Consider the following 17,930-nt stretch of genomic DNA (forward strand, 5'->3'; position numbering starts at 1 on the left):
CTTATGCGTTAATGGTTTTTTCGTCGGCAATAAGCTTACCTCCCTTGATCCTGATAATACGCTGGGTTTTAGCTGCCAGTTCAAGATCATGCGTTACCACTACAAGGGTAGTACCCGCTTCCTTATTAAGGTCGAAGATGAGTTTGATCACCTTATCGCTGGTTTCGGCATCGAGGTTCCCCGTAGGCTCATCGGCGAAAAGGATCCGGGGGGCATTTGAAAAAGCACGTGCCAACGATACACGTTGCTGTTCACCACCCGAAAGTTGGAGTGGATAGTGATGACCACGTTCTGACAGTCCCACTTTATCCAAAAGATCTAAGGCCCTTGCCCGGATGTTTTTTTCGCCCCTGAGCTCTAGTGGCACCATCACGTTTTCGAGTGCTGTAAGTGTTGGCAGTAACTGAAAATTTTGAAATATAAATCCTACGTGCTGGTTGCGTACTTGCGCGCGCTGATCTTCGGTTAGTTTGTTGAGGGTAATGCCGTTGAGTTCAACAGTACCTGAAGTTGAGCGGTCAAGCCCGGCGCAAAGGCCAAGCAGGGTAGTTTTTCCGCTGCCTGATGGCCCTACTATAGCATTGGTTGAACCTATTGCCACCGAAAAATTTATTTGATCGAGTACAGTAAGCGTGCGACCGGCACTTTGGTATGTTTTACTCAGATCGGAGATATTGAGGATATTGCCCACAGATGTTTTTTATGGTATAGATACAAAAAAGCCGGGGTTGTTACCAGGCCCGGCTATTGAATGTTCAAGTATTATGCCATCTTTACTTTTAGCTGACATTGAGTTTAAAGCTGGCTAAAAGGCAATATCATTTAATTTGAAAGTTAAATTTTATCAGCCATTACCTGTTCATACATCTGGTTAAAAGGTTTGTTTTTTAATTCGATTGCGATGGAGGAGTTTCGCTGTTCGCAATACCTGAGCATTTCATAGCAATCGGTTAAGATTTCATCGTCAATACCTTTAAAGGTCATTTCAACCACTTTACCTGAGATTTTATAGTATTCGTCCAGTGCAGCAAGCCCGTTATGGTTTACTTTGATGAGCTTAGCCCGTTTGTCATCGGGCGAGGTCCGTTCATCTATTTTCTCTTCCCGGATGAGCCGGTTGATGACCTCCATACCGGTAGTTGTTTCGGCAAACATATAATTGATGAGGTCGCTTTTTCGAACTTCGCCAAGGTGCAGTAAGCCGTTTAGGTAATAAAAGCTTTCGGCAGGAGGGATGCCGATATAATTTACAGCCGACCGGAAATAAAGCGAATAGGCACTCAATATTCGGCCGAGGGTTTTAAGCAGGTAAGCGCCATTCATAATGCGCTCACCTTTTTTACCAGGTTGCTTAGGTTTTGGACGTTGCTTTTGCAAATAATATCTGCAAAATGCTTCAACAGTTGGTTGTTCACTTACTTCCTCAAAAGCTGTCCATTCCTCAACTAATTGTACTACTGACTTCATTTTGTTCCGGTTTGGCTGTAAAAATATAAAATTACTACTAAAATGTTTTAATTATTCCTGATTTGAAATATATTTGTCAAACTATATCGAAATAGAAATATATCTAAAATAAAAACAGCTTGCCGTTTCGTTCTGATTTATTTCGATAATTTTAGATGAAATAAAAATGTTTTCCGTGCTCAATCGTCAAACACAATAAAGACTCGATTGAGATCCACAAAAAAAGAATTATAAATCAAAGATCATATGCAACCTGATCCTTCAAAAAAAACAAACAGTAAGCCACCCGGCGTATTTAGCCTATTGAAACCATATAAAGGCCTTGTCGCGCTGTTACTGCTATTTGCTTTAATGGGAAATGCCATGAACCTTTGGTTGCCAAAGATTATAGCCAATGGTATTGATGCCTACTCCAATCATCATTTTGTGCTAAACGAGGTAATGGCTAACTTCCTGACTGCTACATTGGTGGTGTTTTTTTTCGCTGGTTTACAGGCAATAGTTCAAATTTTTGCGTCCGAAAAAGTAGCGCGTGATCTGCGCCAGCAACTGGCTAATAAGATATCCCGCCAAACCCATGCTTTTATCGAGCAGGCAAATCCATCAAAACTATTAACCAATCTGACTTCAGATATCGATTCAATTAAGTTGTTTGTATCGCAGGCCCTGGTTTCTATCGTATCATCATTGTTTATCATTATTGGGTGCAGTGTTATGCTGCTAACCATTAACTGGAAACTTGCATTGGTGGTGATTACCATTATCCCTATTATAGGTGGTACATTCTTTTATGTATTAAAAAACGTACGGGCCCTGTTTATGAAAAGCCGCGGGGTTATCGATATGCTTAATAAGGTTATTAATGAAAGCATACTTGGCGCGGCGCTTATCAGGGTGATCAATTCACAGCAGTTGGAATATAATAAATTTCTGGCTGCCAATACCGAAGCGAGGGACTATGGCTTGAGGATCCTTGGTTTTTTTGCCGGACTAATTCCCATTGTAACGTTTACGGCTAATATGGCGGCATTTACCATTTTGGTAATGGGTGGACACTTCGTAATCAGCGGTAGTATGAGCCTGGGTAGTTTCGCGGCCTTTAACAGTTACCTGTCGTTACTGATATTCCCGATATTTATTTTGGGTTTTATGAGTAACCTGATTGCTCAGGCTACGGCTTCGTTTACAAGGATCAGCCTGGTTTTGAACGCACCTGATGTTTCCGACGGCGGCCCGCTGAAAGATATCCTGCGAGGTGATGTTGAACTCCGCAATGTAACAGTAACCTACGGGCAAAAATCGGCATTGAAAAACATCTCCTTTAAGGTTAAAGCAGGTTCAAAAATAGCTATTATCGGACCTACATCTGCCGGTAAAACGCAGTTGTTGTACCTGCTTACAGGTTTGATCAATGCTACTTCCGGAGAGGTGTTGTTTGACGGCAAAGCCCTTGCCGAATATGATAGCGAAACCTTTCACAGGCAGGTTGGCTTTGTTTTTCAGGACAGTATCATCTTTAACATGAGCATCCGTGAAAATATCGCATTTAGTGATACCGTTACGGATGAATCGCTTAAAAAAGCAATTGAAACTGCCGAGCTAAGTGCGTTTATAGATAATTTGCCCGATAAGCTGAGCACCATTGTTTCTGAGCGGGGATCAAGCCTTTCGGGTGGGCAAAAGCAGCGTATTATGCTGGCCCGGGCGCTTGCAATTAATCCAAAAGTATTGCTTCTTGATGATTTTACTGCAAGGGTTGATAATAACACAGAAAGGAAGATTCTTGCTAACATCCAAAAAAATTACCCCGGGTTAACGCTGATCTCGGTAACCCAGAAAATTGCATCTGTTGAACACTATGACCAGATCATATTATTGATGCAGGGCGAAATAGTAGCCAGCGGAGTACATGATGAGTTGATGAAAACCAGCCCGGATTATGTACAGATCTTTAATTCACAGCAAAGCACCAGCAATTACGAACAGGGTGTTAACCACTAAACATTGAGTTCGCAAGAAAAAAATATTCACTACAATGAACTACGATTTAAACTATTTAGGTAAAAATCAGCCAAAGACGTCAACGCTGGCCGGGTTGAAAAAGCTGCTTCAGCTTATTGCCCATGAAAAGCGTACGCTCATCATTGCTTTTTTTGCCATTCTTGTTAACTCAACCCTCAACCTGCTCGGGCCACTTATTATTGGTCGTACCATTGATAAATACGTGCAGCACAAGGATTTTAACGGGGTTTTACATAACGCGGCAATTTTGTTTTGCATGTACCTGGTAGCGCTATTTACCAGCTATAAGCAAACCACGCTAATGGGCGGGGTAGGGCAAAGGATGTTGTTTACCTTGCGCAACTCCATTTTTAATAAACTGCAACAATTACCGGTAGCTTTCTTTAATCAAAACAAGGCCGGCGACCTGATATCAAGGGTAAATAACGATACCGATAAGCTTAACCAGTTTTTCTCCCAATCGCTGATGCAGTTTATAGGCAATATTTCTATCATGATTGGTGCCGGGATCTTTTTGCTGGCAATCAATATCGAGCTGGGTGCAGCTGCTTTATGCCCTGCATTGGTTATTCTTTTTTTAACGTTGGTATTATCGCCATGGATAAAAAGAAAGAATGCCGCCAACCTAAAAAGTACAGGGGCACTAAGCGGAGAAATCCAGGAAAGCATCAATAACTTTAAGGTGATCATTGCCTTTAACCGCCGCGATTATTTCAGGAAACGCTTTGATATAGCCAATAATGAAAACTATAAAACGGCTGTAGGATCGGGCATGGCCAATAACGTGTTTGTACCGGTTTATGGTTTATTTGCGAGCATGGCGCAGCTTACCGTGCTGTGTTTTGGTATTTACCTGATCAGTAAAGGCCTGTTTTCTGTTGGTTTGCTGGTGAGTTATTTATCGTATGCTACAAACTTTTATAACCCCTTAAGGCAGCTGGCTGCTTTGTGGACAAACTTTCAGCTGGCAATGGCGGGTTGGGACAGGATCTCTCAAATTCTATCCCTTGAAACTGATTTGCCGATAATTCAGGCAGATATTGATGAGCCGAAAGCTGCTTTGCTGGAATTCAGGCATGTGCATTTTAGCTATGACGAAAGCAGGGAGATCCTCCATAATATCTGCTTTAAATTGGAACGCGGCAAAACCTATGCTTTGGTTGGCCCAACAGGCGGCGGTAAAACAACAACAGCTTCATTAATAGCTCGTTTATATGATCCAACTAAAGGTTTGGTATTACTTGGAGGAAAAGATATCCGCAGTTTTACAGCAGAGGAACGCAGCCAGAAGATAGGGTTTATTTTGCAGGAGCCATTTCTGTTTACCGGCACTGTAAGGGATAACATTTTGTACGGTAATGAGCTTTTTAAAGATCATACCAACGAAGAAATGGAACAGGTGATCAGGGATGCTAACCTGGGCAGCCTGCTGGCAATTTTTGAAGAGGGCCTGGATACCAAAGTTTTATCGGGCGGAGATAGTATCAGTTTAGGGCAGAAACAGCTTATAGCTTTTATGAGGGCCGTTTTGCGTAACCCCGAAATTTTGATATTGGATGAAGCTACCGCCAATATTGATACCATTACCGAAAAACTGTTGAGTGATATTTTGGATAACCTGCCAAAAACTACCACAAGGGTAATCATAGCACACCGTTTGAATACGATTGAGAATGCCGACGAAATATTTTTTGTAAACTCGGGCGAGGTGATCAGGGCGGGATCATTTGACGATGCTATGGATCTGTTGTTGCAGGGTAAAAGAGTGAGCTGATTTATCAGAAACTTATCCTGTTTTCATTTTGGCGCGGTAAATCATTTTAATTTAGATCAATAAATTGTTATTGTATAAAATAGTTGTCCGATTAACAATAAATAATTGCTAAATTATTTTTACCATTGCATATAAACTTAACCTAAGTTATGCATAAGTACAGCGGCGAAACGCGCATTTTAGTTGCAACAGATTGTATCATATTCGGATTTGACGGAGCAAACATCAAGTTATTGCTTGTTCAGCGTGGCCTTGAGCCCGAAAAACATAAATGGAGCCTGATAGGTGGTTTCATAAAACCGACCGAGTCGCCCGAGGATGCTGCAAACCGTGTACTTGAGTTGCGTACCGGGCTAAAAAATGTATACATGGAGCAATTCCAGGTATTTGGCAAGCCCGAACGCGACCCGGTAGAAAGAACGCTTTCGGTTGCTTATTTTGCGCTTATTGATATCCATAAATATGAGGAACAGTTAAGTGAAGAGTATCACCCCGAATGGTTCCTTCTTAACGAAATGCCCGACCTGATATTTGACCATAACGAAATGGTGCGGCTTGCCAAAAGACAATTGCGTTACAAAGCTGCGCTTCACCCTATATTATTCCAGCTATTGCCCGAAAAGTTTACCATCCCGCAATTGCAGGCCCTTTATGAAGGCGTTTATCAAACTAAGTTTGATGACAGGAATTTCAGTCGCAAACTACTTTCGACGGGGCTGCTTGTGAAGCTTCCTGAAAAAGATAAGCTTTCATCAAAAAAGGGGGCATTTTACTACAAGCTTGACCAATCGCATTACGAAGAAAATTTTGAAAAGTTCCTGAATTTGGTACCTAATCCGGATAAGTTTTTTTAACTATCAGTTCAGACTGAAAGAACGGCAGGGTTCAGTCCAATAAAATTGCTAAGCAATTAAACAGCGTGGTTAATTTTACATAATTATCCTGTTGTGGCAATAAAGGTTTTTGTACATTTAAAGGGCAGTTTAATACTGCAAAACCAAATCCAACTGTACACCTTTGAGCAATATAATTTTTTTGCGGTCGTTAAGCCTCGCGTTTATTTTCATATGTTTTGCTATTTGCACTCACGCACAAGGTTCATCAAACCAGGGCACGGAGTTTTATACCGCATATATTGACCACGTTGATGGTGCTGCCGGTAACTCCGACGCATTGGGCAGGGGCAGCCAGATGGAACTTTATATAACTGCAGATGTAAACACAACTGTGAAGATTGAAGTTGCAGATGGCAGCTTTTCAAACTCCTACCAGGTTAAGGCCAATGATATATTAACTGTCGATATTCCTCCGGGGGCCTTTATTGGTACCCAGGGACAGTTTTTAAAGGGCATTCATATTACTTCGCCTAAGCCTATCGCTGTTTACGCACATATCTTTGCGCAGAATGTATCCGGTGCAACACTCCTGCTACCGGTAAATACTTTAGGTAAAGACTATCTTTCTATTAATTATAAACAAATATCAAACTCAAACAATGGTACAAAAACTACAGAGGGGGTCCCTTCGTATTCAACTTTTGCAGTAATAGCAACTGAAGATAATACCGCCGTTGAAATAACACCTTCGCAGCCATTGCTAAACGGTATTCCCGCAAACCAGCCCTTTACCATAAATTTAAAAAAAGGCGAGGTATACCAGGGCTTATCTGCCATGGATTTAACCGGTACCCGCATCCGTTCAATTGTTAGTGCTACCGGTGCCTGCAAAAAAATAGCTGTTTTTTCGGGCAGTTCAAAAATAAGTATCGGGTGCCAGGGTGATAAGGGATCATCAGACAACCTTTTTCAGCAGGTGTATCCTTTAGCCGTTTGGGGTAAAAATTATATAACCGCCCCTTTAAAGACACGCAATTATGATATTTTAAGAATAGTACTTAGCTCGCCGGATACAAAGGTAACAGTAAATGGAGCAGCACCCCAGGGTGGGTTAATTAATGGCCTTTATTATGAATTTACTTCAACCACAACCAATGTTATCGCTGCCGATAAACCAATTCAGGTAGTGCAATACGCGGTGACCCAGGGCGAGGGCTTAAATTGCCAGTTCATTAATGGAGATATTGGTGATCCTGAAATGATATATTTAACGCCGATTGAGCAAACACTTGATCATGTTACATTAAATTCAACCCATAATTACCTGATACAAAATAACTTTATTAATGTTATTATAAAAACAGCTGCCGTACCTACCTTTTCGCTTGACGGGCAACCTTATACCCAGTTTTCACAAGTGCCTAACAGCGTTTATTCATACGCACAAATTAGCGTTAACGCCGGCGTACATAATATCAAAGCGTCTGATGGATTTAATGCCATAGCATATGGGTTTGGCCGAACAGAATCATATGGCTATGCTGCAGGTACCAACCTTAAAAACCTGAATGAGTTTATTGTATTACGAAATCCGACAGATAACTCAACACAGGCCAATGGCTGTGCCGAGATACGTTATAAGTTACAGCTTACACTGCCATTTCAAACAAACAAAATTACATGGGATTTTAAAAACGGAACCCAGCCCGTTACTATGAATAACCCAATACCAACCGGTTCAACAGTAAAAGACTCAAAAGTGCTTTACACTTATGAGTATCCTGCAGACGAAGTGTACCCCGATGGAGACTACAGCGTAGTAGCCACTGTATTTAACCCAATTGCCGACGAATGTGGATCAAACGAAGATATTGAGTTTGATTTTAATATTTCGGTGCCGCCGGTTGTAAAGTTTGGTTTTGCAAATATCTGTTTCGGCGATAATGTTCAATTTACAGACCAGTCAACATCAGGTACCCGGCAAATAAAAACATGGCACTGGGACTTTGGCGATGGAACAACCGATGTAGTACAAAACCCCGTACACAAATATACCCAGCCCGGCGATTACATGGTCAATTTATTCGTTACTAATGAAAATGGTTGCGGGGAAACATCTGATCTTATCAAAGTACATATATCAAGACCTCCTGTTGCATCGTTTAGTTATTCAGCGCCTGGCTGTGTTGGTCAGGATATTACATTTACTGATAACTCCACATCTGTAGAAGGGAACATCCTTAGCTGGCAATGGGACTTTGGCGATGGCACACCTGTTGAAACCCTTACGAGCAAAAATCCGTTTAACCATAAGTATAATACGCCGGGAGATTATTTGGTTAAGCTAACCGTAACAAATAGTAACGGTTGCATAAGTAATATAGCTCCGCTGCCTGTTAATGTTTATCCTGTGCCAGTAGTTGATTTTTTATTACCCGATGCCTGTGAAGATGACTTTGCTCAATTCACTTATCAAAGCACTATTGCCGATGCAACAGAAGCCGGTTTTACTTACGAGTGGAATTTCGGCGATGCAAATGCAACTGCAGGTAATCCCGATACTTCCCATGATAAAAATCCGAAGCACAAGTTTTTAGCCGGTAATTACCAGGTTACACTTAAAGTTACGTCTAAATACGGATGTTCTGTTACCTCAAGTTCAAAATCATTAACAATTAACGGGAGTAAGCCAAAGGCAAGAATAACTGTTCTGAATCCGGCGGACTTATGCAGTGCGCAGGAAGTTTTTTTTGAAAACCAATCGTCGGTTAATTTCGGTGAGATCACCCGGCTTGAGGTTACTTATGACGACGGCGATCCTGCAACCACTGTGGTTTACGATCACCCGGCATTAGGGCTAAAGCTAAGGCACAAATATCCTTTGTTTACCGCGGGAACGCGCACCGTTACCTTACGGGCGGTAGCGTATTCAGGTACTTCGTGCTCAGATGTTAAAGATGTGCCTTTCACCTTGAAAGCGTCACCCATAATAACCTTTGATCCGGCACCGGTTTTTTGCATCGAATCGCAACCATACAAACTAATACCTAAGCTTAATGGCCCCACAGGTTCCGGAGTGTTTTCAGGAACCGGGGTTAGTGCCGACGGCGTGTTTAACCCTGCCGTTTCCAATGCCGGTACATTTGACATCAGGTGCATTTATACAACTGCCAATGCCTGTGCGGATACCGTTGTACAGCAGGTAAAGGTGGATGCATCGCCGCTTGTTTCGTTAGGGCAGGATTTTACCATGCTCGAAGGCACTAAACATATCTTTAAACCGATAGTTAACGACGATAATTTATCTTATAAATGGACGCCCGCAACAGGACTGGATCATGATGATGTAGCCAACCCGGCGGCGAGTCCAACCCAGGATATTACCTATCAACTGGTAGTTACATCTGCACACGGGTGTCAGGCCATGACCAGCGTATCAGTAAAGGTTTTAAAGTTTTTAGTTATTCCTAATGTGTTTACTCCTAATGGAGATGGCGTAAATGACATTTGGAATGTTAAATATTTAGAAAGTTATCCAAATAATAAGGTTGACGTATACAACAGATACGGAGAAAGGGTATATTCGTCAATTGGTTATAGTGTACCGTGGGACGGTAAATACAACGGCTCATATTTGCCTCCCGGAACTTATTATTATATTATTGACCCCAAAAATGGCCGAGAGGTTATTTCAGGTAATGTGACCATTATCAGATAAAAATGAAGCGAATCTTATATACTCTAATTGTTATTGCTGCAACAACTCAATTGGCAAAAGCTCAGCAACGACCGCAGTACACGCAATACGTATTTAATAACTATCTCTTAAACCCAGCATTAAGCGGTATTGAAAACTATACCGATGTAAAATTAGGGTACCGCAGCCAGTGGACAGGCCTTGATGGCGCGCCGGTAACATCTTATTTTTCGGTAAACGCACCTATAGGTAACCGATTTTTACAGGGTGACGCTACAGCATTTCCTGCCGGAGGTGGCTTAAACCCATCAAGCAGGTCATATACACAAAATTACATGGCTGCCGAACCGCATCATGGTGTGGGTTTAATGGTAGTATCTGATAAAACAGGGCCAATAACTCAAACCAATATTGATGCTACTTATGCTTATCACCTTGGGCTTACCGAAACATTGAATTTAGCGGTAGGGGTATCGGCAGGAGTAAGTCATAATGTTATCGATGTGAGCAAACTTACTTATGTAGATCAAAATGACCCAACCATCAATAACATTACCGGCTCGCAGTGGAAACCTGATTTGGGTATAGGTGTATGGGCTTATTCGTCTAATTATTTCTTTGGTGCGTCGGTACAGCAAATCCTGCCACAAAATTTATATGTAACTACATCAACAACGGCTGTCCAAAACAAAACGGTGCCGCATTATTTTGTAACCGGTGGCGTTAAGCTCTTTGTATCTGATGATATTACGCTTATGCCTTCGGCCTTGTTGAAATTTATAGCGCCGGTTCCGGTAACTTTTGATGTAAATATGAAGATGTCGTTCAAAGACAAGTTCTGGATAGGCGGTTCATACCGTCGTAATGACTCATATGCAGCTTTAGTAGGTTTTAACCTGAACTCACTCATCAATGTTGGTTATTCTTATGACTTTACAACATCTGCTTTAAACACCGTAAGCCATGGTTCGCATGAAATTGTATTAGGTATCCTGCTTAATAACCGTTATAAAGTAACGTGCCCTCAACATACTTTTTAATTCTTAAAAACGTTAATTATCTGTAACTGAGTTGCTACATCTTTGTGAGAAAATCACTGTGAGCAGCCGATGGAACCAGTTGTCAGTAAAAGTGCAATCAATTAGTTCTATCTAAAAGATTTTATAAACCATTTCGTATTACTTCCTAATTAATCAGGGGACTTCCTAAGTATTGAAGTCGAATTTGTTTTTTTTGTTGTATTTTCTTAAAAAGATAAAAAATAAAACAATACGACTGTAGTGTGGGTTTAATTTAATAACAACTAAAATTAAAACCTATGAATACTAATAATAAAACCTGGGAAAACCGGGATAATGAACGTGATGGCTATGAAAATAGCACCAATTCATTTTCTATAAATAATGGTGAAGCCAATGCAAACCGTGACCTTGAAAGTGATGACGATGATTTGGATGAGATTGACAATATAGCTGACAATGATGACAGGCCCGAAGTAGAAAAGACCGAAAAAGAACGGGTGGGCACTCATAGTCAATCGGAGGTGAATCAGCCTGACAGAAGTGCCGACACTTCGTTTAGCGAGCAAACAGATGTGACGCCGCCGAATAAGAAAGAATTTCCTTCACAAGGCCCGGCTAAAACCGACTTTGAGAGCCGACCACAAGGACGTACTACCGGCAGGATGGTTGGTCATGAGCCCGGCACCGAAGGAATTTAATAAAAGGAGGGTATAATCATGAGTGATTATAAAGACGACTATCCTGCTTCCCGGCGGGATAATATTAAAGAGGTAAGGGAAAGTAATACAACAGACAGCGATAACTACGCTAATCGAACAAATCCCTGCCTTGAAACAAAAGGTCCTCATAAAAAACACTTTAGAGTTTTACATGAGGATGGTAGCCTGGCCGATCTTCCCGATCCAAACGTTGAAGGTGCCGGTGTGGGAGATGGCACAATAGGCCGTTAATAAAAAGAAAAGGTGACCAATTTTTAGCCACCTTTTCTTTTATACTGATATTATAAGAATTAAGTCGTATAGCCCAGGATCTTTAATACTTGTTTACTGTTTTGCTCTTCGCCAAATACTTCAAAGTTGAAAGTCTCATCTCTGTTACGGCGAATAATTACATGCTTTGGTGACGGCAGCAGACAGTGGTGAATTCCCCCGTAGCCGCTTAACACTTCCTGGTAAGCACCAGTATTAAAGAAGCCTAAATATTGCACTTTACGGGTTTTAGGCATAAATACGCTGTTCATATGAGCTTCCTGGTTGTAATAGTCCTGACCATCGCAGGTGATACCGCCAAGGTTTACACGCTCATATTCCGAATCCCAGTTATTTACAGGTAATAGAATATACTTTTGGTTCAGGGCCCAAACATCAGGCAGGTTCGTAATAAATGAACCGTCAAGCATTAACCAGCGTTCGCGGTCGTTTTGCTGTTTGCGGCCTAATACTTTATACAGTATCCCTGAAGCCTCGGCTACAGTATATTTACCAAACTCGGTAATGATATCCGGTTCCATGGTATCGTGTTCGGCACAAATCTCTTTAATGCGGCTCACAATTTCATTGATCATATATTCATAATCAAAATCAAAAACCAGGGAATCTTTAAATGGCATACCACCGCCAATGTCAAGCGTATCCAGATGCGGGTTTACTTTTTTGAATTTGCAGTAAAGCGTTACATATTTCTCCAACTCATTCCAATAGTATGGCGTATCAGAGATACCTGAGTTGATAAAGAAATGCAATAACTTAACCTGGAAATTAGGATTGTCCTCAATTTTATTGTGGTAAAAATCGATAACATCCTCCATCCGTACACCTAAACGTGAAGTGTAAAACTGAGAATCAGGCTGTTCTTCGGCCGCTATACGGATACCCAGGTTACAAGGAGTATCCATTTCAATTTCATCATCGTAAAGGTTAAATTCCTCTTTATTATCCAATACCGGGATGATGTTTTTAAAGCCATCATGCAGCATATCAATAATATAAGTTTTGTATTGGAAAGTTTTAAAACCATTACATATTACGGTAATGTCCTTTGTTACAGTACCTTTCTTCTCGAGGGCATCAATCATTGGCATATCAAATGCTGATGATGTTTCCAGGTGGATCTCGTTTTTCAGCGCTTCTTCAACAATATGCCTGAAATGCGAGCTTTTAGTACAATAGCAGTATTTATAACTGCCGCGATAGTTGTTTTTGATGATAGCCTGTTGAAACAACAGTTTAGCCTGCTGGATCTTTTTAGATATCAAAGGCAGATAAGTAAAGCGTAGGGGGGTACCATACGTTTCAATCATCTCCATCAAATTTAGGTCCTGAAAGTATAGCTCATCGTCGATGATCTCAAAACCATCCTGTGGAAAGCCTACACTTAAGTCAAGAAATTCCTGGTAACTCTGCATCCTTAAAAATTTTGGGGCAAAAATGTAATTTTTAAACGGAATATTTGGCTATTTGTTAGGATTAATTTTATCGACAAAATGTAATGTTTTTACAGTAAAAAGATATTGGGTTATTACCTGCTGTAATACAGTGTGTTATGGTTGATTGCCGATAGGTATTTCGATAATAATGAAGCGGTAATATTGAGGCATCCAAAGCACTAACAGATACTCGAAATTTGGTCGGGTTTAGCTATGCCACTGCTGCCTGTTTATTGTATTTGTTACGATAATCAATTGGCGAAAGCCCGGTTATTTTTTTGAAAACTGTGCGGAATGCTTTGGCATCTGTATACCCAACATCATACATTACTTCGTTTACGTTTTTGGGGGTACTTTCCAGTTGTTTTTTTGCTGCTTCGATTTTTACACGTTGAATATATTCAACAGGTGTATTGTTGGTGGCTTTTTTAAACCGGCGCTCAAAATGTCTTCTGCCAATGGCATACATTGATGAAAGGTCTTCAACCGAAATCTTTTCGGTAACATTATTTTCTATGTATTCCTGTGCCTGCTTTATAGGATCGTCTTCATGCTTCTTTTGACCGGTGAACATCGCAAAAGGCGATTGACTTTTCCGGTCTATCTCCAAAGCATAGATCTTGGCGGCCATGATTGCAATATCCCGCCCGGCGTACTTTTCAATCAACAACAATAACAGGCTCCAATAAGAGGTGGCTCCGCCGCTTGAATACAAGCCCTGCTGTTCGGTAACTATGCGACCATCAACCAGTGTTACTTCGGGAAACATGTTCCTGAATTTATCGGCAGTGATCCAATGACTGGAACATTCCTTCCCGTTTAATAACCCGGTAGATGCCAGTATGAACGAACCGATACATAAGCTGGCAATTTCAGCACCGTTGCTGTATTGGTTTATGATCCAGGGTACAAAATCCTGATTTATTTTAACAGCATTCTCCAGGTCGCCGCTTATGGCGGGGATAACCACGATATCGCTTTTTTGTAATTCGTTCAATAAAATATCCGGATGAACCGAGAATATGCCTCCGTGTACTTTAACCTCTTTGGCAAGCCCAACCATATGAACGTCAAAAACGGGCTGCCGGCCCATGGATTGTAGAAAGTCATTAGCGCCGGTAAAAATAGTCCGTGCATCAACAATACTGGCTAAAACCGCTTCATTGGGTATCAGGATAGCAACGTGTTTCATTTGATAGTTCGTAAATTGATTATGCTGGATAAAGATAGTGAACGCAAATGTCGCAATCAACCCCTTAACAAGTCCTTTTTACGCGCTACACATCCTTGTCTCTGCAGATAACTTTGTATCGTTAACTAATCAATAATCACAAAAAAAACATATCATCATGAAACCAAAAACAATTAAAACTCTGTACTGGATCTTCACTGTTCTTTTTTTATTAGCAATGCTTGGTGATGCCTACGGGGGGATTACCATGCAACAGGCAGGCAAAGATTCATTAGCGAGGCTTGGCTATCCAATGTACCTGCTGGTAATCATGGGGGCGGCAAAAATTGCAGGTGTACTGGCCATCGCGCAAACAAAATATCACACTATTAAAGAATGGGCATATTCAGGCTTCACCATCAGCTTTATCGGGGCATTTTTATCATGGCTTGCAATTGGCGCCGGCGCTGCTATGCTCATTCCACCAACGGTGATGTTGATCGTTATGTTTTTTACCTACTATTTATGGAAAAAGTATGAACAGGTAAAAGACCTCGGTTTAACCAACACCAAACTTGCCGGTAATGCCGGCGTAGCCTAAATAACACGAATTTATATTCAATACCCGGGCTTATCATTAAGCCCGGTTTGCTTGTAATTATTATGCGCAAACTAATAGTATCCCTGAATATTACACTGGATGGTTTTATTGCGGCAGAGGATGAAGGTCTTGACTGGCATTACAAATATTGGACTGATGAGATTGCCGAGACAACAACAGAACTGCTGAGCCAGGCAGATACTATTTTATTGGGCAAAAATACTTATCAGGCTATGGCGGCGTATTGGCCTTTTCAAGCTAAATGCATGAATTTTCCCCGTACGGATATAGCCTATGCAGATATGATGAACAGTTATCAGAAGGTGGTTCTGTCTTCAACAATGACTGCTGTTTGGTGGAACAATTCATTGCTACTTAATGGTAATCTGAAACGGGCTGTAGAAAATTTGAAAAATCAGCACGGTCGGGATATCCTCACTTACGGAAGTATCAGCGTGGTTGATAAACTGGCGACTGTAAATTTGGTTGATGAGTATCAATTTTGGGTACATCCGGTAATTTTGGGTAATGGCAGGCCTCTTTTTATCCGAAAAAAAAAATCTATTTTATTAAAGCTGGTATCACAGAAAGTTTTTTCATCCGGAGTAATGCTGATGATTTATCGGGCTCAGCATTAATTTTCAGGCTAATACAGGGTATGATTGTACCTTGTGCCGCATTTTCGCTGCTGACACACTGTTGTCAATAACCTATTACATTTTTGTATAAAAAATGTGATCAACTATGAACAGGGCCGACAGGTTGCTCAGGGTATTGGTATTGCTGCAAACCAGGGATGTAGTTTCTATTGAACTGCTGACCACTCAATTCCGGATCAGCAACCGCACAGCATTCCAGGACCTTGAGGCCTTAAAACAATTAAAAATAACGGTAACCTTTGAAGCTGAAAAGGGCTGTTTTATTTTAATAGCAAGCTGCCCCTCGCCGGGGAATAGTGATGTAATCGTTTCTCAACCGATGATGGTTATTCCCCCGGCCATAAAAAATGAGTTGTTATCGGTTATCCCTCGCGAGGCAAATAATGATCATCAAAACTCGTCGTCATAATTTATTTTTCCATTCGTTAACCGCACGTAATCCACCGATCCTGTGCCCTGAAAACGAAAGACAATTCCTATTATTTTGGCCCGGCCAATGCCTTTATATACATTATAAACCAATTTGTTATCAATAAATATTTGTGCTTTGCCGTGGTGAGATTCAATTTTAAGCGGCACATATTTTTCAAAATCAACGCCAAAAGCAGAAAGATCATGTTTTTTACCCGATGCCTCATAACCTGCAAAATACATATCCAGATCGGATACGCAGCCTTTCGAGCTTAATGGGATCCAGATGGCTGTACCTTTACATAAGATATAAACAGTACTTAGCCGGCAAGCAGCGGCACCCTCACTATAATTGTTTTTTATCGAGGTTTCAAAAGTAAAATCATTGCTGTAAATCTCTCCAAAATCGGTTACGTTGGTATAAACCACATAGGGCGGCGTAGGCTGCATGGCTATATTGCGTTCCTTGATCTTTTCGGGTGACAGCGAGAGCTTGCCATCAACCATAGCATCCTTTTTTTCATAATAAACCGGCACAGGCTGCTTTTCAACTATTGGCAGCCATCCGTTCGACTCAACAAACAGTTCATGCTGTTTCACAATTTTGCCGCCCACAATGAGCTTAGCGTAATAAAAATCAGGAAAATAGTAAATAGAGGTATGCTGACGATCGTTTTTTGAAACATTGACACGTAAATGCCTGTCCCATGATTGTTGGATGGCTACCGAGTCATAAGGCGATTTGGTGGCATCAAAATCAAACACAACAGAATTGGGTAATCCCGAAGTGATCACCTTTTTACTGCTGAATTTATAATCTTTTGCTACTATAGGTGGCCTGGAATGCTCAGTACGTGAAGCCATGATCACAATCAGTAATATACCTACCAGCGTTAAAACACCTAATGCGTAAGGCATCGACCTGAAATGCTTTCTTAAGGGTTGCGGCTTAACTTGAGCATGTTCGACCGGTTTACCTACAGGAACAAATTGCATGCTAAACACCCTGAAGTTTTCATAACCCAAAAACTGCACCAGGGTATCCATGGTATAGGTATTGGGCAGGCTGTCATATTTAACCTTGCCCCAAATGCGCTTCAACGTAACATGGCTTACAGAAGCCCCCGTTTTCTCCCTGATCTTTTCGCTCAGATTTATAAAATCCTGGTTTTTCCAGTTCGCGCTGTCGCCCCAGCCGGTATAGGTTTCGTATTGTTTTATCAGTTCGGTAATAAGCAACTCTTGTGCGGGCATATTCATTGGGTCAAAAATAGCCGGTAAATCAGTTCAAATATTATTTGTACAGGCTTGTACCAACTTGTACAGGCTGTGAATTGCTATAGCGTGGCGTGCAAACTAACTTTATCAGCATTAAAATTAAACCTAAATATACCATAACCTAACCAACAATGAAACAAATAATAAGCAGGATTAGCACCTATATTTATGCTACGGTAATGTTCGTATTTGGTATACAACATTTTATGTATGCCGATTTTGTAGCTACGCTGGTTCCCGGCTGGATTCCATTCCACCTGTTCTGGGTATATCTAACGGCGGTTGCGCTGATGGCTGCCGCTATAAGCATCTACGTTAATTTATATGCTCAATGGGGATGTTTTTTATTGGGATGTATGATATGGGTATTCATTTTAACTATACATATTCCCTTATTGATCAACAGCCATTTTGATGCGGGCAAAATAACCAACGCCCTTAAAGATACCGGGCTTGCGTCATGTGCCTTTATACTGGCTTCTGTTTACGACCGGGAAGGATAAACTAATATTGTATTACCTGTAACATAACTGCGTTTGCTGTTGTCTCTTTACCATCAATCCGCAA

16 protein-coding genes are annotated in these 17,930 nt (G+C 41.1%); 11 read left to right on the plus strand and 5 right to left on the minus strand.

The window, feature by feature from the left end; translation table 11 throughout:
• Position 1: 1 nt before the first annotated feature.
• The gene (locus tag ACEN9X_RS25940; RefSeq protein WP_413667891.1) at positions 2-691 is read right to left on the minus strand and encodes an ABC transporter ATP-binding protein; all 690 of its coding nucleotides are present in this window, start codon (positions 689-691) and stop codon (positions 2-4) included.
• Positions 692-834: 143 nt separating this feature from the next.
• On the minus strand, positions 835-1,467 hold the full coding sequence (locus ACEN9X_RS25945) for a MarR family winged helix-turn-helix transcriptional regulator (RefSeq protein ID WP_413667892.1): 633 nt from the start codon (positions 1,465-1,467) through the stop codon (positions 835-837).
• Between the two features lie 246 nt (positions 1,468-1,713).
• Between ACEN9X_RS25945 and ACEN9X_RS25950 the strand changes: the two genes are divergently transcribed.
• The 7 genes from ACEN9X_RS25950 to ACEN9X_RS25980 all read left to right on the plus strand — a co-directional run bounded on the left by ACEN9X_RS25950 (position 1,714) and on the right by ACEN9X_RS25980 (position 11,768).
• Entirely contained in the window at positions 1,714-3,468 is a 1,755-nt protein-coding gene (locus ACEN9X_RS25950) for an ABC transporter ATP-binding protein (RefSeq protein WP_413667893.1), read from the plus strand.
• Positions 3,469-3,502: 34 nt separating this feature from the next.
• Entirely contained in the window at positions 3,503-5,263 is a 1,761-nt protein-coding gene (locus tag ACEN9X_RS25955; RefSeq protein WP_413667894.1) for an ABC transporter ATP-binding protein, read from the plus strand.
• A gap of 149 nt (positions 5,264-5,412) precedes the next feature.
• The gene (locus tag ACEN9X_RS25960; protein WP_413667895.1) at positions 5,413-6,117 is read left to right on the plus strand and encodes an NUDIX hydrolase; all 705 of its coding nucleotides are present in this window, start codon (positions 5,413-5,415) and stop codon (positions 6,115-6,117) included.
• A 163-nt stretch (positions 6,118-6,280) separates the two neighbouring features.
• Positions 6,281-9,817: a PKD domain-containing protein gene (locus tag ACEN9X_RS25965; protein ID WP_413667896.1), complete on the plus strand. Its 3,537-nt coding sequence runs from the start codon at positions 6,281-6,283 to the stop codon at positions 9,815-9,817.
• Positions 9,818-9,819: 2 nt separating this feature from the next.
• Entirely contained in the window at positions 9,820-10,836 is a 1,017-nt protein-coding gene (locus ACEN9X_RS25970; RefSeq protein ID WP_413667897.1) for a type IX secretion system membrane protein PorP/SprF, read from the plus strand.
• A 278-nt stretch (positions 10,837-11,114) separates the two neighbouring features.
• Positions 11,115-11,516 carry a hypothetical protein gene (locus ACEN9X_RS25975; protein ID WP_413667898.1) on the plus strand — a complete coding sequence of 134 codons (402 nt, stop codon included), beginning with the start codon at positions 11,115-11,117 and terminating at the stop codon, positions 11,514-11,516.
• Positions 11,517-11,534: 18 nt separating this feature from the next.
• Positions 11,535-11,768, plus strand: coding sequence for a hypothetical protein (locus ACEN9X_RS25980; protein ID WP_413667899.1), 234 nt, complete (start codon positions 11,535-11,537; stop codon positions 11,766-11,768).
• A 59-nt stretch (positions 11,769-11,827) separates the two neighbouring features.
• On the opposite strand, the gene ACEN9X_RS25985 is transcribed toward ACEN9X_RS25980, so the two are convergent.
• Positions 11,828-13,222, minus strand: coding sequence for an arginine decarboxylase (locus ACEN9X_RS25985; RefSeq protein ID WP_091206294.1), 1,395 nt, complete (start codon positions 13,220-13,222; stop codon positions 11,828-11,830).
• Between the two features lie 232 nt (positions 13,223-13,454).
• Entirely contained in the window at positions 13,455-14,435 is a 981-nt protein-coding gene (locus tag ACEN9X_RS25990) for a GlxA family transcriptional regulator (RefSeq protein WP_413667900.1), read from the minus strand.
• A gap of 157 nt (positions 14,436-14,592) precedes the next feature.
• Here ACEN9X_RS25990 and ACEN9X_RS25995 point away from each other — a divergent pair, with 157 nt between their 5' ends.
• The 3 genes from ACEN9X_RS25995 (at position 14,593) to ACEN9X_RS26005 (ending at position 16,083) form a co-directional block, all read left to right on the plus strand.
• Positions 14,593-15,015 carry a DoxX family protein gene (locus ACEN9X_RS25995; protein ID WP_413667901.1) on the plus strand — a complete coding sequence of 141 codons (423 nt, stop codon included), beginning with the start codon at positions 14,593-14,595 and terminating at the stop codon, positions 15,013-15,015.
• A gap of 62 nt (positions 15,016-15,077) precedes the next feature.
• Complete coding sequence (locus ACEN9X_RS26000) at positions 15,078-15,653, plus strand: dihydrofolate reductase family protein (protein WP_413667902.1); 576 nt, start codon at positions 15,078-15,080, stop codon at positions 15,651-15,653.
• Positions 15,654-15,759: 106 nt separating this feature from the next.
• Positions 15,760-16,083 carry a hypothetical protein gene (locus ACEN9X_RS26005; protein WP_413667903.1) on the plus strand — a complete coding sequence of 108 codons (324 nt, stop codon included), beginning with the start codon at positions 15,760-15,762 and terminating at the stop codon, positions 16,081-16,083.
• On the opposite strand, the gene ACEN9X_RS26010 is transcribed toward ACEN9X_RS26005, so the two are convergent.
• Positions 16,065-17,339, minus strand: a complete 1,275-nt coding sequence (locus ACEN9X_RS26010; protein ID WP_413667904.1) for a hypothetical protein — start codon at positions 17,337-17,339, stop codon at positions 16,065-16,067. The genes ACEN9X_RS26005 and ACEN9X_RS26010 overlap by 19 nt on opposite strands.
• Positions 17,340-17,494: 155 nt before the next feature.
• Here ACEN9X_RS26010 and ACEN9X_RS26015 point away from each other — a divergent pair, with 155 nt between their 5' ends.
• Entirely contained in the window at positions 17,495-17,866 is a 372-nt protein-coding gene (locus ACEN9X_RS26015) for a hypothetical protein (protein ID WP_413667905.1), read from the plus strand.
• Positions 17,867-17,930 lie beyond the last annotated feature (64 nt).

It is taken from the genome of Mucilaginibacter sp. Mucisp86 (genome assembly GCF_047324315.1).
Lineage (GTDB): Bacteria > Bacteroidota > Bacteroidia > Sphingobacteriales > Sphingobacteriaceae > Mucilaginibacter.

Coding starts and splice junctions, on each gene's coding strand:
- ACEN9X_RS25945 (WP_413667892.1), bottom strand. CDS start 1,467: ATGAAGTCAGTAGTACAATTAGTTGAGGAATGGACAGCTTTTGAGGAA.
- ACEN9X_RS25950 (WP_413667893.1), top strand. CDS start 1,714: ATGCAACCTGATCCTTCAAAAAAAACAAACAGTAAGCCACCCGGCGTA.
- ACEN9X_RS25955 (WP_413667894.1), top strand. CDS start 3,503: ATGAACTACGATTTAAACTATTTAGGTAAAAATCAGCCAAAGACGTCA.
- ACEN9X_RS25960 (WP_413667895.1), top strand. CDS start 5,413: ATGCATAAGTACAGCGGCGAAACGCGCATTTTAGTTGCAACAGATTGT.
- ACEN9X_RS25970 (WP_413667897.1), top strand. CDS start 9,820: ATGAAGCGAATCTTATATACTCTAATTGTTATTGCTGCAACAACTCAA.
- ACEN9X_RS25975 (WP_413667898.1), top strand. CDS start 11,115: ATGAATACTAATAATAAAACCTGGGAAAACCGGGATAATGAACGTGAT.
- ACEN9X_RS25980 (WP_413667899.1), top strand. CDS start 11,535: ATGAGTGATTATAAAGACGACTATCCTGCTTCCCGGCGGGATAATATT.
- ACEN9X_RS25985 (WP_091206294.1), bottom strand. CDS start 13,222: ATGCAGAGTTACCAGGAATTTCTTGACTTAAGTGTAGGCTTTCCACAG.
- ACEN9X_RS25990 (WP_413667900.1), bottom strand. CDS start 14,435: ATGAAACACGTTGCTATCCTGATACCCAATGAAGCGGTTTTAGCCAGT.
- ACEN9X_RS25995 (WP_413667901.1), top strand. CDS start 14,593: ATGAAACCAAAAACAATTAAAACTCTGTACTGGATCTTCACTGTTCTT.
- ACEN9X_RS26000 (WP_413667902.1), top strand. CDS start 15,078: ATGCGCAAACTAATAGTATCCCTGAATATTACACTGGATGGTTTTATT.
- ACEN9X_RS26005 (WP_413667903.1), top strand. CDS start 15,760: ATGAACAGGGCCGACAGGTTGCTCAGGGTATTGGTATTGCTGCAAACC.
- ACEN9X_RS26010 (WP_413667904.1), bottom strand. CDS start 17,339: ATGCCCGCACAAGAGTTGCTTATTACCGAACTGATAAAACAATACGAA.
- ACEN9X_RS26015 (WP_413667905.1), top strand. CDS start 17,495: ATGAAACAAATAATAAGCAGGATTAGCACCTATATTTATGCTACGGTA.